Below are 17,046 nucleotides of genomic sequence, written 5' to 3'. Positions count from 1 at the left end.
ATAATTTACACCCAATATGCAATGCGATTTCTACATTTTGCAAATGTAATTAGTGAGATAACTGTTCCTACGCATGCAAGGATAATAGAATTATAATAGCAGTATAACTCGGGCATTTTCCCTACTAAAGGCGAGCGAATAATCTCGATAAACCAAGCAAATGGGTTTAACTTCAGCAGCAAGCTATATTTAGCCAACATTGTTCCAGAAAATAATATCGGCGTTATATAAAAGACAACCTGCATAAAACTCATGACCATTTGCGGAAAATCTCTAAAACGTACAGAAATTACTGCAAATAAAGTTGCAATCCAGATCAGATTAACAACTACGATCATAAATCCAAGTATAAAAAGCGGGAAATTCTTCAACGAAAAGACGTTGAATATAATCAACACACCAATCACTATTACTATATTATGGCAAAGCATCATAAAATTTCGCCATAACATTTGCATAATGTATATGAATTTTTTAGTTGGTAACTGACTTATAAAAGAGCTGGACGATATGAAAGTTACACACCCTTCATTTATAACGCCACTAATAAAGTTCCAGAACACCAAACCAACTGCTAGCATCGGGAGATACTCTTTAACTTCTAATTTAAATAGTTCTCCATAAATTACCCCTAAAGCAATAATAAGGACCGCCATACTTAATGTAATCCAAAACGGTCCAACAATGGATCTTTTATATCTCTGCCTTAATTCCAACCAACCTAATGTAGTCCAAAGATGCCAGGATTTTATTGACGAATATATATCTGTTAATGATTCTTTCATTGCTTCAGCTCTTTATACATCTTCTCTTTAATTAGTTCTAATCTGGAATTGTATTCCAAAACAAATGCGTTAAGTAAAACCTTAACTTCCGCGTAATTATCACGAACTAATTGTAACCGATTCCTGATTGCAGTTGGATTATCAACCTCTTTTTCAACCAAATACAATTCTAACTCAGGAAAACCTTTATATATGTTTCCGGCTGGACCTACAACGCATGGCGTTCCAACGCTTGCTGATTCCAGCGCGATCATTGGTGAACATTCCGTATTCGTTACATAGCACACAACATGTAAACGAGATAGCAGCTCGATAAACCGCTTATTATTTAAATTCTCTGATAATGCCGTAAGTTTGATGTTTGAGGTAATCCACTTCATATTATTTTCAAGATGCAAGTTGGTAACCAACTCACACCCTTTTAATGAACCAATCGCTAGTAACTGAGGAAATGGATTTTTATACCAACTGAACATTGCGGCAAACAAACCGACGCGGAAATTGCCCGAATCAGGTACAGCTAACTTTTTAGAAAACGAAGTGCCTGATACAGCATAGTTCGATACTGAGAATGCACGAATACCGTATGCATTAAGTATTTCATCTAGCTCAGGCTTAAACGAGATGACCCCATCAACAATCCGTTCCCGATAAAGTTCATACCATCCATCAAAAGTTGAATATTGCGAGGAGTCAACCCACTGAGCAGGTGAGCCATGCCATGCAAAAAATATTTTTATTTTTGGATTTAATTCCTTAATCTTTTTAGCAAGTTCCATTTGTAATTGTGTTCCACCGCTCATGATCACACTTTTTAGTGTCTTCGAAGCAGCAAGTTTTTCAGCCAACCTGTTTAGATAGACATGGTTAGAAACTTGTGGGAACTCATATGAATAGTACGGATATTGGATACTATCATCTTTAAAGAAACTGGCTGTTGATGTGGCAACACCAGACCAATAGGCCGAGTAAAATGCTAAGACTTCTTTATCCGCTATTGCATTGCTATAGAACTCATCCAACAAATCATAATCAACTTGATTGGTAGTTGTACCAGCAACCTTATAATATATTTTTCGTAGCAGACTGTATTGCTTCAGCGTATTCATCAAATTCAAACGGAGAGCAAGCCTGCTTAGATTATAAATAGTTTTTGAAATTAAACGTTCTTTCAACGATGGCGCTTTCTGCTCGCGAAGGAATATATTCTTAAATTCATTTTGCGATTTTGAACACATGTCTTTGAAGAACAATGCCCATTTATCAGCTATAAGGCCATCATCTACAAATTGCTGACGATATGCTAAATAATTCATTCTTTGTAATTCTTTAAGACCACGTTGATCATCAAGAAGATTTCTCAAAGAATCATAAAATGCCTCGGCATCCCGAGACACAATATACTGCCGCTGCTTTTCAGGTAACACTTCATTTGCTATGCCGACGTCTGTTGACACAATAGCGCAACTGTTTGCCATTGCTTCAAGAAGTGGCAATGGCGTACCTTCACATTCAGAACTGATGAGTAGAATATCTGCATCAGACAGTGTTTTAAGAATTACTTCACGTTCGGTCTTGCCCTTAGAACTATCAAACTCAATAAAATCAAACGTATATCCAGATTTTTTTAATTTATCCAGAGCCGGCAAAACTATTTTATTCAGGCCTTTATAATCTTTATAACCAAGATATTCGCCCCATTTGCTATTTCCAATCCATACGAGTTTTTTTCTATCGCTATTATCATGACTATTTCCTTCGCTCATAGGAATTTCTGGATTATCATAGATAACACTATGAGGAGGTGGAAAATCAGACAGTTCAGAATATAGCTCTTTCAACTTTGCGGATGTAACAAAATACCCATCCACAAAATTCATAAGAGGAATTCGTCTCTCATAGTTCGCGATATCATCATAAGTGAATAGGTGATCAGGAATATGTGTGGTGACAATATTGCTGATCAAAATTTCTTTATACTGGGGATTCCGCTGAGTGAAGTTCATCACTTCCATGAGATAGTCACGCCAGAAAAAGTGTAAGATACTCTTTTCTTTTACGTTTTTATCCAAGTGTAAAACAAGGTCCGCCACCGTTTTAAAATCATCGGTGCAAACTATTTTTACATTAAAGTCACTCAACTCTTTTGCTATATTTTGGGCTATTTTTCCGAATGCCCAATCCAACTTATCGACTATGAAAAATAAATTCATTGATACGCCATTATGATATTAAATAGATAAGTACTAGCTTCCATAGCCATTAGGGTTTTGCTTTTGCCAATTCCAGGTATGAGCCATCATATCTTCAATATTGTACTTGGCTTTCCAGCCTAAAACCCTTTCTGCTTTAGAGACATCAGCCCAAGAAGATCCTATATCGCCCTCTCGCCTGGCGACAATTTCATAGTTAACTTTCTTGTCACTTGCCTTTTCAAAGGCATCAATTACTTGTAAAACTGATACACCATTGCCGGTGCCAAGATTAAAAACGTCATATCCTTGTAATTTATCAATATGCCTTAAAGCACTAACATGGCCTGAGGCAAGATCTACTACATGGATAAAGTCGCGTACCCCTGTTCCATCAATGGTTTCATAATCGCCACCATAAACGGACAATTTTTCTAATTTTCCAATAGCAACCTGAGAAATATAAGGGACAAGATTATTTGGAATGCCGTTCGGGTCCTCCCCAATAAGACCACTAGGATGTGCGCCTGTAGGGTTAAAATAACGAAGAGCAATAATCTTCAATTTATCATCAGATTTCGCGTAGTCTGATAAAACCTGCTCCAGCATGACTTTAGTAGTACCATAGGGGCAGGAAGCATTTCCAATAGGATATTCCTCCAGGTTGGGAACCGGAGAATGGTTACCATAAACAGTTGCGGACGAACTAAAAATGAACTTATAAACACTTGCTTGCTTCATAACTTCAAGCAGGGTGAGGGTCCCACTGACATTATTAATATAATATTCCAGCGGTTTTTTTACCGATTCACCCACAGATTTTAATCCTGCAAAATGAATCACTGCATCGATATCGTAGTTTTTAAAAACTTCTTCAAGTTTTTGTTTATCGTTGATATCAGCTTCAATGAATGGAATTTTTTTCGAAACCAAAGAACCAACACGATGAAGTGACTCTTGAGATGAATTACTCAGGTTATCAAGCACAACCACATCATATCCGCCCTCAATTAACTGTAAAACGGTATGTGAACCAATATAACCAGCGCCACCTGTCACAAGTATAGTCATGTAGTCTCCGAAATTGTATTAATCTTTTATGCTAATTACGTGTTAAATTATTTGATTTTATATTTTTCTAAATTAGCCTTTAACATAAAATTAGCTTATTTTGCCACAGAAATGTTAATTTAATCAGGCACGCTACCGCCCCTGGCTCAACAGCTACCAGTGTACTGTACACTCCAATTTTTGAGGGGGCTTAGCCTATCAATTATTGATTACATTTTGACACATTTAGCCCCAAAACATCCCAAATATTGTCGTATTAATCTAACTAAGAAACAAGAAGAAATCGATTTTTGCTACAAGAAAAGGTAGAGCATTGATCTTTTTACTACTTGATTTTTATCATAAAAAAGGCAGTGAAGACATGCCTGTATACTGATAGCATCATGAGTCTTCCCCTGCCATTTATCATGAAGTATTACTAATATAATTAATCTTTCGTCTTGCCTATTCTCCGAGCAACTTCTCAATGCTCTTACGGAACTTCGGCCCTTCTTTCAGGTTACGCAGGCCGTACTTAACAAACGCCTGCATATACCCCATTTTCTTCCCGCAGTCGTAGCTGTCGCCCGTCATCAGCATCGCATCTACCGACTGTTTTTTAGCCAGCTCAGCAATAGCATCCGTCAATTGAATACGCCCCCAGGCACCAGGCTGGGTATGCTCCAGTTCTGCCCAGATATCAGCAGAAAGCACGTAGCGCCCTACTGCCATCAGATCGGAATCCAGAGTCTGCGGCTGGTCTGGTTTTTCAATGAATTCAACGATACGGCTGACTTTACCTTCGTTATCTAAAGGCTCTTTGGTCTGAATAACAGAGTACTCAGACAGATCGCCTTCCATACGCTTAGCCAGCACCTGACTACGCCCGGTTTCATTAAAACGAGCAACCATGGCAGCCAGGTTGTAGCGCAGCGGATCTGCGCTCGCTGTATCAAGAACCACATCAGGTAATACGACTACGAAAGGGTTATCCCCAACAATTGGACGAGCACAAAGAATTGAATGACCCAGGCCCAGTAACTGAGCCTGACGAACGTTCATAATAGTCACGCCTGGAGGACAGATAGACTGCACCTCGGCTAATAGCTGGCGCTTAACACGCTGCTCAAGCAACGATTCGAGTTCGTAAGAGGTGTCGAAGTGGTTCTCAACCGCGTTCTTAGACGCATGAGTCACCAGCACGATTTCTTTGATACCTGCAGCTACAATTTCGTCGACAATGTATTGAATCATCGGCTTGTCTACGATCGGTAGCATCTCTTTAGGGATTGCCTTCGTGGCAGGCAACATGTGCATCCCCAGACCTGCTACCGGAATAACTGCTTTCAAATTAATCATTAAGTCATTCACCTATTCAATTGTTGCTGAATTATAGCTTTTTAGCTTGTTTTAGCCAGTATGAATTACATTACTCCGATGCAGCGTATGTTACGCCGCTTAACTTCGCAATGCAGTAATCTTAATCCCATGGAGGTGTCACTTTAGCCAGGAATGGTCGCAAAGTTACCTCTCCCGTCCCGGGAGTCGAAAATTCACCGCTTCGACATTCACCACCTGATGGTTTACCCGGTCGATGTCAACTGAGCTTTGCCCGGTTTCGTTTACCGCATGGACATTCGCCAGCGAGAGTAATGTGTCCTGTTTAGCCATAAACTTGCCGCGCACATCCTGACGGAGATCGAAGTGCATCTTAAGCGCGGGTCCCGTCGCGGATTGCTGCATCACCTTGATGTTACGTAAAAAAAGGTGCTGTGGTTGGTTATGCAACTCAAGCGTGGCACGTTTCATCTCCACATTGGTAATCGCCACAAATGAAGTCGCATTACCAGAGGAGATCTGAATACCGCGCAATTTGTATTCACGTTTCGTATTATCCAGATGGATATTATTTAACTTAAAGTTTTGTGGAATGGATAAATAACGCCCTTTGATTACGCCGTAACCAATGAGCATACCTGCACTATTCTCCATATTGATATTATCAATTACGAAATTATCACATCCGTAAATAGCGACCGTCGCATTATCAATGCCCGCTTTCTTGCTATAATCCGGAGTGATATTTCGCGCGGTAATATTACGAATAATAAAGTGTTTGCCGTTCTCCACATGCACTAGCTGTCGACAGTCGCTACCGGTTATGTTCGCTACCACAAAGTTTTTTACCGCCAGTTCATCGGGATAGGTATTGTCATAGGTACTCCCCGCCAGACCGATGCCGATGCCCCAGTTCACGTTGCCGTTGGTACAGTTGATACGTTCAATGACATGGTCAGAAATGAGGATATTGCTGTCGTTTATCGCCACATTCCACTCGATAGCATCACCCTGTAAATCACTAAAACGGCTGTTCGTGATCTTTACGCCGTCCATTCGATTATGAAAACCCTGACGCAAAATGCCATAGTTAGCGCGCGTGACGGTAATATCATCGATAATCAGATTACGCATCAGCCTTGAAGTTTTACCGCCGATATAGATTTGCGTCACCGGACCGAAACCGCTCATGGCAATCCCTTTTATCACACAGTCCGACCCCCGCACATCGAGGGTAACGTTCCTCAGGCTCCCGCCCTGCTCGCCCATCACCTTGCATCCATCCTGCAGAACAAAGCGCCCACGGCCATTGCCGCTAATTCGCCCTTGCAGAAATAGCGTTTTGCCTGGTGGGATAACGATGGCGGTATTGAGATCCTTACATTCCAGCCCTGTTGGTACGACGACCGTTTGTCCTTCTTTGAACGCCTGCCTGAAAGAGGCCACCCAATCCTGTGGATTGTAATCCTGAATGTTGACGCTGCCCGATGATTCTAACGCCCGAACAACGGGAGTATGCAGTACGACAAGCGCAGAGCCTGCCGCCAGAAAAGTACGGCGTGAGAGTTTTTTCTCTGACATACAACCTCGATTTACATCGTTTGCAGCAGTCTGGCTAACTGTTTATTGATCGCTAACTGATTAAATTCAGTTGCAATTTTTTCTCGCGCGCACTGCACAATCGGCTGCACCTGCTCACTGTCGAGCAGGCTAAATGCCGCTAATCGCTCGGCCAGCGCTTGCGCATCGTTTTCCGGTGCCAGCCAGCCAGACTTGCCCGACTCGACCAGTTCAGGGATCCCACTATGGACGGTGGAAATCACCGGGATGCCCACCGCCATCGCCTCCATCAGCGCCACCGGGATCCCCTCCATATCGCCATCCCTTCCGGTAATTGAGGGCAGCAAAAAGACATCGGCCTGCTCAAGCATTTCCTTCACCTGATGACTGGGTTTAAAGCCAGGCATCTCAATCACATCATCAAGTTGATATTGCTCGATCAACGTACGCAGACGACGCTCCCAGGGGCCAATGCCAAGGATGCGATAACGGAATGAGACGCCCTGCTCTTTCAACTGACGACAGGCTTCGATGGCAACGTGCAGTCCTTTTTTCTCAGTTAACCGGGCTACAGAGATAATCTCCAGCGGTGCGGCTGGCGATTTCAACTGGCGGGGCGTAAAGCGCGTCATATCGATTCCCATGCGCGAGACCGCGATTTTCTGCGGCGGGCACCCCATATTTTTTAAACGTCCGGCCCAGAGGTTGCTGATAGGTAACATCAAATCCCCACGTTCAAACAGTTGCTGATATTCAGGGGTGTAGTGGGCAAGCACATCCCGATGCGAAACATCAATGCCGTGAAATACCGTGGCGATTTTGCCGCGAATCATCCCCAGCTCACGCAGCTTGGCGGCCGTTACGCCTGCGGGTCCAAAATGAGCGATAAACACATCCGCTTCAAACGCCCGCGGGTTCGCGCCACAAATGGCCGCCAAAATCAGATTGCGCGCCTCATCGCCATAGCGTGAAACATTCAGCGCTTTCCAGGTGGCTGCGTGGGTAATACCGCGCAGGGCCGCCACTGCCCTATACTTAAGCTTCGCCAGTTTGCTGTTCGGCTCATTCAATAACCAGCGCGTTTTTTCACCCAGACGGTAGGTATTAAATGAAGCATGGGTATTTTCAAGATCGCCCTTGTGCAACGCAACAATTTCCACGTCGTAGCCCATGTCGATAAATGCGGTAATCTGATTAAGTACAAAGGTCTCGGAGGAGAGCGGAAATTTAAGCAGGAAAAAGCCAACCTTCATTTTTCCCCCTCAATACGCGTTAAAACCGATTGCACCATGTTCACCCCACGTTCACGCTCACGCCTAACCGCGTCGCCGAGACGTATGTTCAGCTCAGGTAACTGTCCGAGAGCATCGGCGACCTTCCCTTCCAGGCTGCCATCGAGCAGATGGCGAATATCGACGGCCATCTCTGCTAACCCCAGTTGTTGCATGATCCCTGCCGATTTATGCTCATAATTAATGGCGATGGCTGGCGTCATAAAATTCATCGAGATGATGGCCGAGTGCAAACGAGTCCCCACCGTCAGATCGCATGCAGCCAAAATTTTCCCCATCTCTAGGTCGTTGAGTTCATCCATCACCACGTGATAACGGCCCGGGTCGTTAACATACTGGCTCAGGTTCAACGCCACCATGCGGTCATCTTTGTTGTAACTATCAATACCGGTACAGGTTGACAGCGCTATCACCTGGTAACCTTCATCAAGGATGCGGTTCACTACCCCGGCAAAGGCTTGCTCATAGGCCTGCTGCGTTGTCCCCAGACGCTTATCAAAAGGAGCCAGCTCACGCAGAGTAATGGCAACGGTCTTCTGTTTTGCCGCCATGTGTAACCAGTGCTGTACAGCATAACCAGGCTCATAATCCTCATCATGGTTGTTTACCAGCCAGGCGGTATCTACCCCGGTTTCGACTTTATCCGTGTTTATTGCACTGCGCTTCATCAGATCCAGACTGACGGATTCACGCAAAATCAACGCATTACAGTGTCCAAAAACGTAGTTCGCCAGTTGATTAAACTGTTCATCCTGGAATGGCCCCACGCTGTGGCCAATCATGTACAGCGGTTTTTTCGCCATAAACGTACACAGGGCATGTTCAAACTGCGGTACACCATACAGATCGACAAAAAACGATCCGCCTACCTGGATAATGGCGTCGTAGTGCGACAGCAGACGAACAAAATCGGTAAACCCCTGGGCGATCGCGATATTGCGCAGATTACCGGAATCGGTGACACGCGAGAGCAGCACCTGATGCTGATAGCGACGACGCAGCACCTTCTTCACGCGTCCCATGACGCCCGCGGCGTTATTGTGTTGCTTCATCTGCGAATACAGCGGATCGCCCATCACCGGGCGGTTCAGCAACCACGAAGAACTCACCGGATAACGGCTCATAACATCCACTTCAGTCTCAGGACGCAACGCGTTAATGGCATCCAGCAAACCGCGCAGTATCGCGCTATCCCCACGGTTCCCACAGGTATGGTTGCCTAAAATTAATAGTTTCATTATGACCTCTTAAAGCGTTGTTCTTATCCTGCACGAAGCAAGGTTTTCATTTTTTCACTGCGGCAGAGCTGGCGTTTTATTTCCACCACTAACGGATGGCGCGACACCACAATCATCGCCGCAAACGCCAGCGCTCCTGCCGCTACCTGGATCCCCAGTAACGCACCTGGCGACAGTTGGCTGCGCAGCATTACGTCCAGCGCATAGCTCACCACAAGGGTAGGTAAAGAGAGATATAACGGCAGCCACAGACTGAGCATGTACTGGCGGTAGCTGGAGCCAAGAACAGGTTTGATCATCACGAAGTAACTGAGGATCGTGTTAATCACCTGGACCAGCAAAAAGCCCAGCGTCACGCCAATCGCCCCGGCCTGATGACCACCGATGAAAATGGCGGGAATAAACAGAAAGGTTTTGAACACATTGAATTTGAAGCTGATGTCGACCCGTGCTTTCGCCATCAGCAGTGAACCGATCGGATTCCCCACAGAGCGCAGCAGTCCAACAATGCACAGCAGTTGCAAGACGGGAATAATACCGTTCCACTTCTCGCCAAATACCAGCGGCACCACATTGTTCGACACCACCATCAATCCCAGTAGTACCGGGAAGTTGATGATCCCGACCACCGACAGCAGCTTGTAAAAATTCACCCGTAGCTTTTCACTGTCGTCCTGAATTTTTGCAAACGCCGGAAACAGGACACGGGTAATAATCGGGTTCAGTTTGATCGGAGGGACAACCGCCACGTTCCAGGCGAGATTGAATCCGCCCGCCACACCTGCGCCCAACGTTCTGGCTAAAACCAACGTGGAAAGGTTGGTATTGAGGTAATTGATAATGCTGTCTGCCGTCAGCCAGGCACCAAAACGCAGGTTCGACGAAACGGATGCCAGCGAAAAATGCAGCCCCGGACGGTAAATCCGGCGACCAAAATAGCCGAACAGCAGCGTTCGTAGCGTACTGTTCACCAGATACCCGAGAATGGCCGTCAGCGCGAGCGGCCAGAAATGGGCGCTGACCACGGTAAAGGTAAAACCGGCCAACACCGAACTGGTTTCAATCATGCCAATTTTGTTGAAGGCCAGCTCTTTTTGCATCAGCGCGCGAAACTGCTGCCCGTGCGGTATCACCACAAACGCCAGCGATAAGGTTTTGATGAGTGGCGCCAGTTCGGGATTATTGAGCACGCTGGCAATCGTCCCGCTAAGCAGAAACATCACCACACATACCACCATACCCAGCCCAACGTTGAGCCAGTACAGCGTTGTCAGCTCAAGATAACCGATGTCTTTGCGCTGAATAATTGAATTGGCGATACCGAAATCCGACAGCGTATCGGCCAGCGCAATGATCACCAGCGACACGGTTAACAACCCAAACTGGTGGTTATCAATAATCCGTGCCAGGACAGTCATCTGGATAAGCCCCAGACCAATAATGATCACCGTAGCAATCGCCGACCACTTTGCGCCATTAAGCGTTTTTTCTCGTAAGCTCATGTTAATACGCCGCTTTGTTCACAAAGCCTTTGAATACCGTCAGAAAAACAATTTTGATATCGAACCACACGCTCCACTCGCGAATGTATTCGAGGTCAAACTCCACACGTTTTTCCATTTTTTCCAGCGTATCGGTTTCACCGCGCCAGCCGTTTATTTGCGCCCAGCCGGTAATGCCCGGTTTTACCTTATGGCGTAACATGTAGCCCTCGATCAGTTGACGGTACTGTTCGTTATGCGCCACCGCATGCGGACGTGGCCCGACGATAGACATCCCCCCGGTCAGGACGTTAATAAACTGCGGCAGTTCATCGAGCGACGTCCGGCGCAGGAAATTTCCCACAGGGGTAACGCGCGGATCGTTTTGCGTCGCCTGCGTCACCACCGCGTCGTTCTCCATCACTTTCATCGAGCGAAACTTCCAGACTTTGATCGGCTTCCCGTCCATGCCATAGCGGGTCTGGCGGAAAATCACCGGACCTTTGGAGGTCAGTTTTACCAGCAGCGCAATACCACACAGCACCGGGGAAATAAGCAGCAGGATCAGTGAAGCCAGCACGATATCTTCCGCGCGCTTTAACAGGCGATTAATCCCCGAGAGCGGCGTGTCATACAGCGGCACTACCGGAACGCCGTTCATCTCTTCAATCCGTGAATGCAGGATGTTGAAGGTAAAGACATCAGGAATGAGGATCACCGAGCAGGTGGTGTCGGCCAACTCACGCACCAGTTTTTTTACGCTGGCGCCATCGCTCATCGACATGGCGATATAAACGTTATGAATGCGTGAAGCTTTGGCGTCGTCCACCAGTTGTTGCAAATTACCGGCCCAGTCGCGGGAGTTTTTTCCAGGGATTGGGTCGTGATAGACCCCCGCCACTTCAAATCCCAGCCACGGTTCATGGCGAAAACTGTCCAGCAGCATTTGTCCGGCGGGCAGGTCGCCAGCCACCGCCACCCGGCGGGTGTTGTAACCACGATTACGCAGCCACCCCGCACCGTAGCGAATAAACGAACGACTCAACACCAGGCCGACGCTTGAAAGCAGATACCATGCCAGCCAGACGGCGAGACGGTTATCGAAATCGTTATTAAAGGCGATCAGGCCTGCGCTAAAAATCAGACTCAGCGTCCAGTTTTGTAGTAACAGCACCAGCTCAGTGGAAATTTTGACGCCGCGCCAGGAGCGATAAAAATCCGTTATGCCACCGAGCATCTGAAATACGACCAGCGTGATCAGCGCCACCAGCAGGTGCATATACAGGAAAGGCAAACCGCTTAATTCGCAGATCACCCACAACCCGCCAAACATGATGGTGATATCTGAAAAGCGTTGCACCATCGAAATTAACGACGCATTGGTTTTGGCGCGTTCGCGCTTTTTTAGATGTGTCATCGTGGTTCCTGTTAGTCACCCTTTGCCCATAAGCGGGCAAAGGAAGCACCGGCATTACTGATTCAGTAACGCCAGAAGAGTGCGCGTTCGCGCTTCCATCAACGGAATATTTCCGCGCGATTCCACGTTCAGGCGCACCACCGGTTCGGTATTGGAAGAGCGTAAATTGAAGCGCCAGTCGACAAACGCCATGCTGATACCGTCCGTTCTGTCCACCGTCAGCGCCTCACGGGAAAAGTGCTGCTCCACACGCGCAATCGCTGCCGCCGGCTCTGCCAGCGTGCTGTTGATTTCCCCACTCGCCGGATAGGCCACCATCCGGTCACGGACCAGTTCACCCAGCGACTGTCCTTTCAGACTCAGCAGTTCCGCCACCAGCAGCCACGGGATCATTCCGCTGTCGCAGTAAGCAAAATCACGGAAATAGTGATGCGCGCTCATTTCGCCGCCATAAATGGCATCTTCATGGCGCATGCGCTCTTTGATAAACGCGTGCCCGGTTTTTGACATCACCGGTTTACCGCCTGCTGCCGTCACCACGTCCACGGTATTCCAGGACAGGCGCGGGTCGTGGATAATTTTCGCCCCCGGATTCTTCTCCAGAAACGCTTCCGCCAGCAGACCGACAATGTAATAGCCCTCAATGAACTGACCTTTTTCATCGAACAGGAAGCAGCGGTCAAAATCACCGTCGAAGGCAATCCCCATATCCGCACCGTGTTCAATCACCGCATTGCGCGTGTCGGCCCGGCATTCCGGCAGCAGAGGATTGGGGATACCGTTGGGGAAGTTGCCATCCGGCGTATTGTGAATTTTGATGAACTCGACCGGCACCCCCAGCGCCTTAAAACGGGCTTCAATGGCGTCAACCACTGGACCTGCCGCACCGTTGCCGGAGTTGAGCACCAGCTTCATCGGTTTCAGGCTGCCGGGATTGATGTAACCCAGCAGGTGGTCGATGTAGGCATCGCGGGTAGTAATACGCTGGTAGTGGCCACGTTTTGTCGCATCAACCGCCGGGAAGTCGTTGGCTTCCGCCAGGCGCTGCACGTCACGCAGACCGGTATCACCGCTGATGGGCCGCGCCCCTTCCCGCACCAGCTTCATGCCGTTGTAATCCATCGGATTATGGCTGGCGGTCACTTCAATACCGCCGTCAATGCCAAGGTGGAAGGTGGCGAAGTAAATCTCTTCGGTGCCCGACATGCCAATATCCAGCACATTCACCCCCGCATCCTGCAGCCCTTTCGCCAGCGCCAGCTTTAGCGTCTCGCTGGTCAGACGCACATCGCCGCCCAGAACAATAGATTTAGGCTTCAGGAACTCGCCGTAAGCGCGGCCAATTCGCCACGCAATCTCTTCATTCAGCTCTTCGCCCAGCCTGCCGCGAATATCGTAGGCTTTGAAACAGGTTAATTTCGTCATGATTTCCCCTTCTTCAGGCAACAGTTAGCCCTCTCCTGACTGGAGATATTTTTCACAAAATGACTAGCCGTTAGTTTTTAGGCCGGATAAGGTGTTCACGCCGCCATCCAGCAACGATGATGTTGTGTTACGCGCGCCCGTAGCGATCCGCAAACCGCACCACATCATCCTCATCGAGGTAAGATCCGGAGCGCACTTCAATCAGATCGAGCGGGATTTTCCCGGGGTTCTCCAGACAATGGGTCGCCCCCAGCGGAATATAGACAGACTCGTTTTCAGCAAGCAGTTTGATATCATCATTGATTGTCACCTTCGCGGTACCGGCAACCACAACCCAGTGTTCAGCCCGGTGATGATGCATCTGCACAGACAATCCCTCACCAGGCTTGACGGTAATTCGCTTCACCTGGTAACGCTCTCCGGCATCAATTGAGTCGTACTTGCCCCACGGACGATAAACTTCGCGGTGAATATGATGCTCATGACGCCCGTCAGCCTTAATTTGCTCTACCACTTTTTTGACGTCCTGCACCGCGTTGCGATCGGCTATCAGCACCGCGTCTTTGGTCTGCACCACCACCAGATCTTTCACCCCGACGGTCGTCACCAGGCCGGATTCGGCATACACGTAACTGTTTTCCGTTTTGTGGCTTATGACATCGCCGTGATGCACATTGCCTTCAGCGGTATGGGCACTGATTTCCCACAGCGATGACCAGGAGCCAACATCGCTCCAGCCTGCGTTCATTGGCATCACCACCGCATCGGCGGTACGTTCCATTACCGCATAGTCCACAGACTCTTCCGGGCAGGCGAGAAACGCCTGTTCATCAACGCGGATAAAATCGAGATCGGGGTCGACCGTGCTCATGGCGTTCTCACAGGCTTCAAGAATATCGGGACGATACTTTTTCAGTTCTTCCAGATAACGTCCGGCCCGGAACAAGAACATGCCGCTGTTCCAGTAGTAGTCGCCGCTCGTCACGTAAGCCTGCGCGGTTTCCAGATTGGGCTTTTCAACAAACTGTGCCACTTCAAAAGCCACAGCGTCGGTATTCGTCGGCGAGACTTCCCCCCGGCGGATATAGCCATAGCCGGTTTCCGGCTGGTCCGGCACGATACCGAACGTCACCAGCTTACCCGCTCCGGCATAGGGCATCGCATTGCGAACCGCCTCGCGGAATGCCTCTTCGTTGGCAATCATGTGATCGGCCGCCAAGACCAGCAGCAGCGGATCCTCACCCGGACTTTGACGTTTTGCCGCCAGCGCGGCCAGCGCTATCGCCGGTGCCGTGTTACGCCCGGCAGGTTCGAGAATGATGTTCTCAGTCAGTTTGTGCAGCTGTCGTAACTGTTCCGCTACGATAAAACGGTGTTGTTCATTACAGATAACCACCGGGCTTTCGCACTCCACGCCGTTCAGACGGCAAATCGTCGTCTGCAGCATGGTGAGATCGCCTTTCAGGCACAGGAACTGCTTTGGGTACAGCACGCGGGACAGTGGCCATAAACGGCTACCCGAGCCACCGGCCATCACCACCGGAAAGAGTTTGCTTTGACTCATCATGTACCCCGTATATCTGCAAGAAATTGACTCAGCACGTTTTCTTTATCCAGCGTGCGTTCGGCATAATCACGTGCCACCGTGTTTACTTTTGGCATCATCAATGCCCGTTTAATACCGCAAACCAGCGCGTTTACCGACTCCGGCTCCACGCACACCGCAATGCCAGGGTGAGCGTCACAAAGCTGACCCAGCTCGGTTTCAGGTTCGGCAGTAATAACTGCGTTACCACCAACAGCGAGGATATTGGTCAATTTGGAGGGCAGTACGGCATCAGCCGCACCACGCTTTTGCACGACCAGATGACAATCCGCCATCTTGAGCAGCGCAGGCAGCGCGTCATATGATTGCAGCGGAAAGAACATCACGTTGTTCAGGCCGCGTTCGCTGACCATACTCTCCAGCCGCGCTTTACCACCGCCCTGCCCGACAATCACAAACAGCCAGGGGTGTTCGCTCAACTCGACCGCTGCGTCTATCACGCTCTCCAGCCCCTGCTTTTCACCGATATTGCCTGAGTAAAGAACGATCTTTTGATCGGCAGGCAATCCCAGTTGCTGGGACAACGCCAGGGCATCGGCGTCGCTCACATCACGAAAGCGCGTCACTTCTGACCAGTTCGGAAAGAAAATAACCTTGTGCGGCGCAACGCCTTTTTCCATGGCTTTGTGCATCATGGAACGGGAAATCGTCGAAATATGGTCCATATTCAACAGCCCACTGCGCTCAAAGGCGCTGGCCAGTTTTGCCACCATACCGCGCGTGCCTTTGCCCGCCATTCCTAGCCCCAACATGGCATCGACTTCGTAATCCTGAACGTGCAATAGCGTACGTGCGCCACAAAGCTTTGCCAGCAGGCGCATGCCCGGCGTGCAAAACAGCGTCGGCACCACGCCGATAATGCGATCCGGCTTCCAGCAACGTTGCGCCAGTAGCGGGAAAAAACTGCTCAGGGCGAAACTGCCCAAATGCAGCAGGCGCTTGAGCGTTGAGGGTTGCTCAGGCACATACAGCGGACAACGCCAGACGAGGGCGTCGCCCTCTTCGCGACGGTAGCGCCAGGATGAATAACTGCCGTTTACCTTCCACTGGGGATAATAAGGCGGCGCGGTGATCACCCGAACGTCATGCCCCTGCTGCGCCATCCACTCCACCATTTCACCGGTGTATTTGCCGATACCGGTCAACTCCGGCGAATAGTTGATGCCATACACGAGGATCTTCATAGCCCGGGTACTCCGGCCTGACTTGTTTTACAGAAGTAAGCCCGACTGTTGTCGTGCACGTGGTCACTGACCAGAATCTGTGTAGCCGCCATCCAACGGTACGCATCATGTTGAACATCAGGCAGTTGCAAGTCGTTTTCCGACACCCGCAGACGAAATCCCAGCACGATGTAATGCGTTGAGAAATCATCCCCAGAAAAGTTGTCGTCATAGAAGTGCTGCCAGACACCGTAAAACTCCGCAGCGGACAGCGGTAAACGTAACCCCAGCTCCGCTTCAGTAAGCCGCTCAAAGGCCACGTGCAGCGCTTCATCTTTTTGCACCCGACCGCCGGGCACGAACCAGTAACCCTGCGCCGGACGATTGAGACGCTTACCGAGCAGAAATTCACCGTGGGTGTTTGCCACGATCAAATCAATGGAAATCAGCGGAGTTGAACGTACTACGGTGGCAAAATCCTCATGACGTAAAAACATGC

Annotated in this window: 13 protein-coding genes; all 13 read right to left on the bottom strand. The window is 48.6% G+C overall.

Features of this window, described 5'->3' with window-relative positions:
• Positions 1-5: 5 nt before the first annotated feature.
• Positions 6-785, bottom strand: coding sequence for an O89/O101/O162 family O-antigen export ABC transporter permease subunit (wzm, locus tag HV037_RS09660; RefSeq protein ID WP_000665069.1), 780 nt, complete (start codon positions 783-785; stop codon positions 6-8).
• Entirely contained in the window at positions 782-2,998 is a 2,217-nt protein-coding gene (locus HV037_RS09655) for a glycosyltransferase (RefSeq protein WP_001048111.1), read from the bottom strand. The genes wzm and HV037_RS09655 overlap by 4 nt, the downstream gene beginning before the upstream one ends.
• A 33-nt stretch (positions 2,999-3,031) precedes the next feature.
• On the bottom strand, positions 3,032-4,048 hold the full coding sequence (galE, locus tag HV037_RS09650) for a UDP-glucose 4-epimerase GalE (RefSeq protein ID WP_000154260.1): 1,017 nt from the start codon (positions 4,046-4,048) through the stop codon (positions 3,032-3,034).
• A 444-nt stretch (positions 4,049-4,492) separates the two neighbouring features.
• A complete protein-coding gene (gene galF, locus HV037_RS09645) occupies positions 4,493-5,386 on the bottom strand; it encodes a GalU regulator GalF (RefSeq protein ID WP_000609089.1) in 894 nt (297 codons plus the stop codon).
• Positions 5,387-5,551: 165 nt separating this feature from the next.
• A complete protein-coding gene (gene wcaM, locus HV037_RS09640) occupies positions 5,552-6,946 on the bottom strand; it encodes a colanic acid biosynthesis protein WcaM (protein ID WP_103283995.1) in 1,395 nt (464 codons plus the stop codon).
• Positions 6,947-6,957: 11 nt separating this feature from the next.
• Positions 6,958-8,178: a colanic acid biosynthesis glycosyltransferase WcaL gene (wcaL, locus tag HV037_RS09635; protein WP_103283996.1), complete on the bottom strand. Its 1,221-nt coding sequence runs from the start codon at positions 8,176-8,178 to the stop codon at positions 6,958-6,960.
• Complete coding sequence (gene wcaK / locus HV037_RS09630) at positions 8,175-9,455, bottom strand: colanic acid biosynthesis pyruvyl transferase WcaK (protein WP_103283997.1); 1,281 nt, start codon at positions 9,453-9,455, stop codon at positions 8,175-8,177. The genes wcaL and wcaK overlap by 4 nt, the downstream gene beginning before the upstream one ends.
• Before the next feature lie 23 nt (positions 9,456-9,478).
• On the bottom strand, positions 9,479-10,957 hold the full coding sequence (gene wzxC, locus HV037_RS09625) for a colanic acid undecaprenyl disphosphate flippase WzxC (protein WP_019077129.1): 1,479 nt from the start codon (positions 10,955-10,957) through the stop codon (positions 9,479-9,481).
• Between the two features lies 1 nt (position 10,958).
• Positions 10,959-12,353: an undecaprenyl-phosphate glucose phosphotransferase gene (gene wcaJ, locus HV037_RS09620; RefSeq protein WP_016156914.1), complete on the bottom strand. Its 1,395-nt coding sequence runs from the start codon at positions 12,351-12,353 to the stop codon at positions 10,959-10,961.
• A 54-nt stretch (positions 12,354-12,407) separates the two neighbouring features.
• Positions 12,408-13,778 (bottom strand): colanic acid biosynthesis phosphomannomutase CpsG, encoded by a 1,371-nt coding sequence (gene cpsG, locus HV037_RS09615; protein ID WP_103283998.1) that lies wholly within the window; start codon positions 13,776-13,778, stop codon positions 12,408-12,410.
• 127 nt (positions 13,779-13,905) lie between these two features.
• Positions 13,906-15,342 carry a mannose-1-phosphate guanyltransferase gene (gene cpsB, locus HV037_RS09610; protein ID WP_053388855.1) on the bottom strand — a complete coding sequence of 479 codons (1,437 nt, stop codon included), beginning with the start codon at positions 15,340-15,342 and terminating at the stop codon, positions 13,906-13,908.
• Positions 15,342-16,568, bottom strand: coding sequence for a colanic acid biosynthesis fucosyltransferase WcaI (wcaI, locus tag HV037_RS09605; RefSeq protein WP_103283999.1), 1,227 nt, complete (start codon positions 16,566-16,568; stop codon positions 15,342-15,344). The genes cpsB and wcaI overlap by 1 nt, the downstream gene beginning before the upstream one ends.
• Positions 16,565-17,044 (bottom strand): GDP-mannose mannosyl hydrolase, encoded by a 480-nt coding sequence (locus HV037_RS09600; protein ID WP_103284000.1) that lies wholly within the window; start codon positions 17,042-17,044, stop codon positions 16,565-16,567. The genes wcaI and HV037_RS09600 overlap by 4 nt, the downstream gene beginning before the upstream one ends.
• Positions 17,045-17,046: the final 2 nt, after the last annotated feature.

Origin of the sequence: Citrobacter sp. RHBSTW-00017 (assembly GCF_013797615.1) — a bacterium.
GTDB lineage: Bacteria > Pseudomonadota > Gammaproteobacteria > Enterobacterales > Enterobacteriaceae > Citrobacter > Citrobacter braakii.
This window is presented reverse-complemented; position numbering and strand designations above follow the sequence as displayed.

Excerpts from the sequence above, each read along its gene's own strand:
- galE (WP_000154260.1), bottom strand. The coding sequence starts at position 4,048 with ATGACTATACTTGTGACAGGTGGCGCTGGTTATATTGGTTCACATACC.
- wzxC (WP_019077129.1), bottom strand. The coding sequence starts at position 10,957 with ATGAGCTTACGAGAAAAAACGCTTAATGGCGCAAAGTGGTCGGCGATT.
- wcaI (WP_103283999.1), bottom strand. The coding sequence starts at position 16,568 with ATGAAGATCCTCGTGTATGGCATCAACTATTCGCCGGAGTTGACCGGT.
- wcaJ (WP_016156914.1), bottom strand. The coding sequence starts at position 12,353 with ATGACACATCTAAAAAAGCGCGAACGCGCCAAAACCAATGCGTCGTTA.
- cpsB (WP_053388855.1), bottom strand. The coding sequence starts at position 15,342 with ATGAGTCAAAGCAAACTCTTTCCGGTGGTGATGGCCGGTGGCTCGGGT.
- cpsG (WP_103283998.1), bottom strand. The coding sequence starts at position 13,778 with ATGACGAAATTAACCTGTTTCAAAGCCTACGATATTCGCGGCAGGCTG.
- galF (WP_000609089.1), bottom strand. The coding sequence starts at position 5,386 with ATGATTAATTTGAAAGCAGTTATTCCGGTAGCAGGTCTGGGGATGCAC.
- wcaK (WP_103283997.1), bottom strand. The coding sequence starts at position 9,455 with ATGAAACTATTAATTTTAGGCAACCATACCTGTGGGAACCGTGGGGAT.
- wcaM (WP_103283995.1), bottom strand. The coding sequence starts at position 6,946 with ATGTCAGAGAAAAAACTCTCACGCCGTACTTTTCTGGCGGCAGGCTCT.
- HV037_RS09655 (WP_001048111.1), bottom strand. The coding sequence starts at position 2,998 with ATGAATTTATTTTTCATAGTCGATAAGTTGGATTGGGCATTCGGAAAA.
- wcaL (WP_103283996.1), bottom strand. The coding sequence starts at position 8,178 with ATGAAGGTTGGCTTTTTCCTGCTTAAATTTCCGCTCTCCTCCGAGACC.
- HV037_RS09600 (WP_103284000.1), bottom strand. The coding sequence starts at position 17,044 with ATGTTTTTACGTCATGAGGATTTTGCCACCGTAGTACGTTCAACTCCG.
- wzm (WP_000665069.1), bottom strand. The coding sequence starts at position 785 with ATGAAAGAATCATTAACAGATATATATTCGTCAATAAAATCCTGGCAT.